General features: G+C 69.0%; 1 protein-coding gene. It reads left to right on the forward strand.

The genetic code is table 11. The features are described from left to right. Window positions 1–156 precede the first annotated feature (156 nt). On the forward strand, window positions 157–843 hold a 687-nt coding region (locus G6027_RS15620; protein WP_182637968.1), incomplete at its 3' end, for a nitronate monooxygenase family protein.

Here is an 843-nt window from a genome sequence, read left to right on the forward strand (position 1 = left end):
GCTGGCGGAGGAGATCTATCCGGCCGGTGCAGGTTGAGGTGATCTGGGCGCTCCGCCGGCGTGCGTCCAGATCTTTGTGCAACTAGTTGCACAAAACCGTGGGCGGCCGTACGGTCGGGGAAACCCGACCTCATCCCGGTCCCGAAAGGACTGCTCATGGCCCTTCCCTCCGTCCTCGCCGGCCCGCTCACCGTGCCGGTGGTCGCCTCGCCGATGTTCATCTACTCCGGCCCTGAGCTGGTGGCCGCGCAGTGCCAGGCCGGGGTGATCGGTTCGTTCCCGGCGCTCAACGCGCGACCGCAGTCGGTCCTGGGGGAGTGGCTGGACCAGGTCACCGAGAGCAACGCGGCCTACTCCGCGGCGAATCCCGACCAGTACGTGGCCCCGTTCGCCGTCAACCAGATCGTCCACCGGTCCAACGACAGGCTCGAGCAGGACCTGGCGACCGTCGTCGAGCACGAGGTGCCGATCGTCATCACCTCCCTCGGTGCCCGTACCGAGGTCAACGACGCCGTCCACTCCTACGGCGGCATCGTGCTGCACGACGTGATCAACGACAAGTTCGCCCGCAAGGCCATCGAGAAGGGCGCCGACGGGCTGGTGGCGGTGGCCGCCGGCGCCGGCGGCCACGCCGGGACGCAGTCGCCGTTCGCCCTGCTCCAGGAGATCCGCGAATGGTTCGATGGCCCGTTGCTGCTGTCCGGGGCGATCGCGCACGGTCGGTCGATCCTCGCCGCGCAGGCGGCGGGGGCGGATCTCGCATACGTCGGGTCGGCATTCCTCGCGACCGAGGAGTCCCGCGCGGCCGAGGAGTACAAGCAGATGATCGTCCGGAGCAAGGCC

It is taken from the genome of Dietzia sp. SLG310A2-38A2, assembly GCF_014145095.1.
Lineage (GTDB): Bacteria > Actinomycetota > Actinomycetes > Mycobacteriales > Mycobacteriaceae > Dietzia.